Annotated in this window: 2 pseudogenes; both read left to right on the top strand. The window is 50.9% G+C overall.

The features are described from left to right. Positions 1–789, top strand: a pseudogene (locus tag P9B68_RS11680) (hypothetical protein); the annotation flags it as partial. Continuing rightward, positions 765–1,386: pseudogene (locus P9B68_RS11675) on the top strand (LuxR C-terminal-related transcriptional regulator); the annotation flags it as partial. The pseudogenes P9B68_RS11680 and P9B68_RS11675, both read left to right, overlap by 25 nt.

The following is a 1,386-nucleotide window of genomic DNA, read 5'->3' as shown; positions in this document are numbered from 1 at the left end:
AGATTGAATCATATCAATCTGCTGTCGAAAGGCCTGTGCTGCTACATAGATACCGAAACGCTTGCCCTTACCCGACAGGAGGTTCGCGATTATTTCGCCTTTATGGGTTTTGCAAATCCGCCGGAGAATCTGAAGGAAATATATCAGTATACGCGCGGATGGATCAGCGCGATTTATCTGATATTATTGGGCATAAAACAAGGTCTGCCGGTGACGGGAATCTCCACCATCAGCCAGCTTGTCGGAGAAAAGCTGTATGCTTCGCTTGATCCAAAAACAAAAGAAGTTCTGCTGGACCTTTCGGTTCTTGACTGCTTCACGATGGATCTGGCCGTAACGGTTACGGGGAATCCGGAAACTCCACATATACTCGCCCGGCTTGTCGGACAGAACGCATTTATCGAATTCGACGGGCAGACCGGCATATACAAGCTGCACAACGTTTTGCTGGACTTTTTAAGGGAAAATTCCGCCGCATGCGGCCGTGATCTCCGTCCGGTTTGCCTCCGCGCCGGAAGGTGGTATCTGGAGCATGGCGAGATCATCTCCGCTTTCGATTATTATCACCGTGCAGGTCGGATTGAGGAGCTACTTGACCGTCTGAATGCCATTCAAAGGCTGGAAATAAGCTACTTCATCGGGGTTGGCCTTCTGCGCGTCGTGTATGAGGATCTTCCTCCGGAAACCTATGTGAAGTATCCTTTTCCCATATTGCGCATAGCCTTCAGCTTTGTCCTCAGCGGCAACGAGGCGGCCTTAAAAGAGTGCGAGAAAATAACGCCGTGCTGAAGGCGCATTATTCCGATGCTGCCGATGTGCCTGAGGCTCTCCGGAACAGGATCCTGGGGGAAATTGAAGTCATCGGCATCTTCCGCGCCTTCAACGATGCTCCTAAAATGGTGGAGATATCCTTAAAAGCGGACAGGCTTTTAAACGGGGGCGTTTCGCATCTGGTTTTCCGCCATAACGAATTCACCTTCGGGCTTCCGCATTTCATATATGCGTATTACCGCCAGCCGGGCGAATTGCAAAAGACGGTTGAATGCATTGAAAAAGGGTTCCCGCCAAGTGTTTTTGACGGCTGCGGAACCGGCTGCGGGGAGCTTGCCCGGGCCGAATATGCGCTGGAAACGGGCGATGCGGAAAACGCCGGGCTGTTTGCCCGAAAGGCCATATTCAAAGGAAAAACCCTCTTTCAGATAGGAATCATCATCTGCGCGAATTTTACCATGATGCGCCTTCATCTTTTGCAAGGAAATTTCGCCGCGGCCAAAGAACTGCTTGCCAAAACAAGGGATGAACTGCTGCTGAATCCGCAATACGAAATCACCCCGCAGAATTCGGTCATCTACAACCTGACCATGGATATGTGCGAGGGGTATGTGT

The sequence above is a fragment of the Caproiciproducens galactitolivorans genome, assembly GCF_029266045.1.
Classification (GTDB): domain Bacteria; phylum Bacillota; class Clostridia; order Oscillospirales; family Acutalibacteraceae; genus Caproiciproducens; species Caproiciproducens galactitolivorans.
The sequence above is the reverse complement of the archived record's forward strand: the minus strand, read 5'-3'. Positions and strand labels throughout refer to the sequence as shown.